This window comes from uncultured Abyssibacter sp. (assembly GCF_964000955.1).
GTDB lineage: Bacteria > Pseudomonadota > Gammaproteobacteria > Nevskiales > OUC007 > Abyssibacter.
Genome location: NZ_CAXFCL010000174.1, coordinates 1 through 3987 on the forward strand (window position 1 = coordinate 1; position 3987 = coordinate 3987).

At 62.5% G+C, this 3987-nt stretch carries 4 protein-coding genes and 1 tRNA gene; 2 read left to right on the plus strand and 3 right to left on the minus strand.

The window, feature by feature from the left end; genetic code table 11:
- The 3 genes from ABNS06_RS08505 to ABNS06_RS08515 all read right to left on the minus strand — a co-directional run.
- Positions 1 to 1154 (minus strand): TolC family outer membrane protein (locus ABNS06_RS08505; RefSeq protein ID WP_348673882.1); only part of this gene is annotated, 1154 nt, incomplete at its 3' end.
- Positions 1155 to 1258: 104 nt separating this feature from the next.
- Entirely contained in the window at positions 1259 to 2218 is a 960-nt protein-coding gene (locus ABNS06_RS08510; protein ID WP_348673884.1) for a helix-turn-helix transcriptional regulator, read from the minus strand.
- Positions 2219 to 2332: 114 nt separating this feature from the next.
- Positions 2333 to 2407, minus strand: a tRNA-Val gene (locus ABNS06_RS08515).
- Positions 2408 to 2643: 236 nt separating this feature from the next.
- Here ABNS06_RS08515 and ABNS06_RS08520 point away from each other — a divergent pair.
- Both ABNS06_RS08520 and ABNS06_RS08525 read left to right on the plus strand, forming a co-directional pair.
- The gene (locus ABNS06_RS08520) at positions 2644 to 3309 is read left to right on the plus strand and encodes a YjbF family lipoprotein (RefSeq protein WP_348673886.1); all 666 of its coding nucleotides are present in this window, start codon (positions 2644 to 2646) and stop codon (positions 3307 to 3309) included.
- Positions 3306 to 3987, plus strand: a 682-nt coding sequence (locus tag ABNS06_RS08525) for a YjbH domain-containing protein (RefSeq protein ID WP_348673887.1), incomplete at its 3' end; no start/stop codon positions are given. The genes ABNS06_RS08520 and ABNS06_RS08525, both read left to right, overlap by 4 nt.

Consider the following 3987-nt stretch of genomic DNA (forward strand, 5'->3'; position numbering starts at 1 on the left):
ACATCCACGCTGGTTCGCGTGCCGACGCGATAACCGGCTTCGCTGGCTTCCAGTGCCGTCTGGCTGGATTTAACCGCCTGGCGCAGCGCCTTGACTCGACTGATGCCGGCCAGCACGCCATCGTAGGCATCACGGGCTTGGCGTTCGACGGAGCGCTTGGTTTGTTCCGCGAGTGCGGTCTGCTGGACATAGCGTGACCGCGATTCACGAATGCGCGACGAGGTCAGTCCGCCGGTGGACAGCGGAACATCGAGCAGCAGGCCGATGCTGGCGCTTTCGGTTTCCGATCCGAAGGCGCCACCGAAATCCGAATACCCCGTGCTGGCCTGCAGTCCCAGCGTCGGCAGGCGGGCGCCTTCCTGTGCCCGGATTTCGAACTGGGCGATGTCGACGTTCAGCAACGCGGCAGCCAGCTCCAGATTATTGTTGATCGCACGCTCGACCCACAGATCCGGATTGTCCGGTGTGGGCGGGACCAGCGGGATATCGCTGCGCAGGCCGGGCAGGTTGGTCGGATAGGTGCCGGTGACTTCGCGCAGCGCTTCCTGCGCGGTGCGCAACTGACGGTTTGCGTCAATTTCCTGGGCCACCGTCAGGTCGTAGCGCGCCTGCGCCTCCTGGACATCGGTGATGGCCGACAAGCCGACCTCGAATCGCTTCTGCGCCTGTTCGAGCTGGCGGGAGACCGCGCGCTTTTCGGCAACGGCAAACTCCAGCGCGTCCGCGGCGGCCACGGCATCGAAGTAGGCTTCGGCCACGCGTAGCACCAGCGTCTGCTCTTCGGCCAGATAGCCGGCCTGCGCGGCTGCGATCTGTTCATCGGCCTGCTTCAGGCGGCGAAACGCCGTCCAGTCGAAGACTGCCTGGTTCAGCGTTAACTGGGCTTGCGCATCGGTGGTGATGTTGGTGGGCTGCTCCTGCCCCTGAACCGTCTGCTGGCGCCGGTTGCGGGCAATCTGCCCGCTCAGGCTGAGCTGGGGCAGGATGGCGGATCGCGCCTGGGGTTTGGCCTCGATCAGGGCATCGCGGTCCGCGGCGGCGGCCTGCAACTGCGGGTCGTTCCTCGTCGCGAGCGCGTAGGCGTCCAGCAATTCGGCGGCGTTGACGGAACCGACGACACCCGCGGCGGCCATTCCGATCAGAAATCTCTTCAAGACTGTATTCCTCGTTCCCCGGATCGGCGGTTGCCGATGAACATCGAAGGTGGCAGTGGTCGCACCTACTTCAGTGATGCAGAACCCTGCGGAAAGGTCGCAGTCTATGAGCCGTCCTGCTCGTGTACCAGCTTGGCCAGTGCGGAACGGGAGTGAACGCCGAGTTTCTGGTAGACGCGGTAAAGATGATTGGAGACGGTCGACGGCGCGACGCCTAGGCGGCGCGCGGCTTCCTTGAATGTCAGGCCGCGTGACACGGCTTCTACGACCTCGCGCTCACGGGCGGTCAGTTCATCCAGCGGGCCACTGGGCCAGATTCTGACGACGTAGAGCTCTCCGAGCCGGCGGACGCGGATCGACAGGCCGTTCAGCGCCTGCTCGTCGTCTTCCAGAACTTCGACGGAAAAGGGCAGCCGGCCGCGTGGCGCCTCGGGAAAGTACTGTTCCGTCAGATCGAGGAAGTCGGACTGCACCTCGTGATAGACGCCGTGGGCATCGCAGACGCAGGCGGCGCTGTCATCCGGGACATCGTTCTGCTTCCGGTTCAGGAAGCTGAACACCAGATGCGACGCGGCGTTGACCAGATGGAAGACCGCGCGCTGGTGCAGGACCACTTCCTCCGGTGTGAATGGACGACTGCGATCGCGGCGATAGACGCTGAGCAGGGTGTACAGGCCACCGCGTTCGTCCGTCAGCCCGGTCGAGAGAATGCGCTCGATGCCGAAGGGCTTGAACGTCGTCTGATAAAGGGGCGAGTCGTAGAACTGGTCGTCCGGGTACACCGATGCCATCGTCACCGGGTTGCCGAGCTGCTCGAGAATACGCGGCAGGATCGGGTTGAGATGGCGGGTGTGTTCCAGCGCTTCCCCGAAACCGCCGGGCAGGTTGATGCTGTCCAGCGTATGAAAGCGCAGATTCTCCAGCGTGCCGGTGCCCCACAACGCACAATCGTAGGGCACCCACTGACGCAGCGATTCCAGCGCCTGACGGCGGAAATGCTCCGGTCGCACGGTGGCGCCCGCGCGATAAAGCGTTCCGATCCAGTGATCGAATTCCGGCGTCAACGTACGTGAATCCCCGTCCAAGATGGTGCATGGCCGTTGTAACACCAATTTCACAACGACGCGACGGGATGGGAAAAGAACAACGCCGCCCGGAGGCGGCGCTGGTCTGATGATTGGTGGGCGATACTAGGATCGAACTAGTGACCCCTGCCGTGTGAAGGCAGTGCTCTACCGCTGAGCTAATCGCCCGAGGGCGCGCAATTCTAGCGTCAGGCGACGCATCCGGCTAGAGGCGATTTCGGGCCGGTACCGCGGTCAACCCGGACGGGGGTCACGGTCCACGCCGCTGGACGCATCGAGGGACCAGGCGGCACAGTGGTATCCTCGCGCTCGCGTGGCTCGGGATGGCCTCGCGGACAGCCCGCCCGGCTTGGTGCGGGATGAGACATTCAGGACGTCGCGTAACGTTCCTAAAACACCTATTCATGAAATCAACCTGTTTCGCCCCACGCTTGCGCGTTGCCATGGCCGCGCTTGTCATCTTCCCTTTGTACCTGAGCGGTTGCGCCAACAATCCGCAGAGCGAAGCGATTCGTGATGCGGTGACGGCGATCCGGTCGCCTGGCAGTTCGTTGCGCACACCAGCGGAAATCGCCGCCTATCCCTACGCGCAGATGCGCGTGCAACTGGAAGGTTTTCTGCCGGCCATTGCGGTGCTTGCTGAATATGTGGAGGGCGATCATCTCTGGTATGCGGGAGGGGATTTCTGGTTGCTCCAATCCTCGGACGGCCGGATCAAGCGGTTGCAGGCAGGTACGAAGCAGACACTCGTGAGCTGGGAGGGCGTTGCTTTGCAGCCAGCACCGCCGGGCACGTACACACTGGCGATCAGCTTGTTGGATGGATCGGAAGTGCTGGCGAGCTTTCCGGTGGAGTGCACCCTCACGGCATCGGTGGCTGCGGCCATCATTGTCAATGAAAAGACGATCGACACGACGCGTTCGCGGTACGACTGCCAATCCGATGGTGCCACCGAACCCTTTGCGATGACCTACTGGCACGACGCGGCTGGTCGTATTCGGCGAACGGAAGGCCGCCTGTGGCAGAAAGGCGTTGGCTACACCTTCGAAGCGTTGAAGGTGCCGGCATGATTGGCTCTGTTTGCATGCGGGCCGGATGGCTCGCCATGGCTCTTGCGGTGCTGGTGCCCTCCGCTTTCGCCAACGACGCATCGGCACCCGCGAACAGTTACGGCAATGTCGGCCTGTTGCAAACACCGACAGCACGCTTTGCACCGGAAGGTACGTTTCGGGTCGGTTTCTCCTCGGCGCGACCCTACGATTCCACGTTCCTCACCGCGCATCCGTACAACTGGCTTGAAGCCACCTTTCGCTACACCAAGTTTCGATACTCCGATTCGGACGGCGATTTTTCGCGTGATGGGTACCTGGACAAGTCGTTTGACTTCAAATTCAGGCTTAGCGAGGAAACTTGGACGTGGCCGTCGTTCGCTGTTGGCGTTCAGGACCTGGGCGGTACGGGGCTGTTGTCCAGCGAGTATTTTGTTGCGACGAAGCGAGTCGGTGACTTCGATGTCACGTTGGGTTTGGGCTGGGGGCGCCAGGGTTCACGGAGTGATCTCGATACGCCGTTGTCAGGACTCGATGATCGATTCGAGCGCCGCGGAAACGATAACAGCGGAGTCGGCGACTTCGAACTCGGTCGCCTGTTTGCCGGCGATGCCGCGTTCTTCGGTGGCATCCGCTGGTCACCAACCGGATCCCCTTGGTCCATCATGCTCGAGCGTGAAGGCAACGACTACGAGTCCG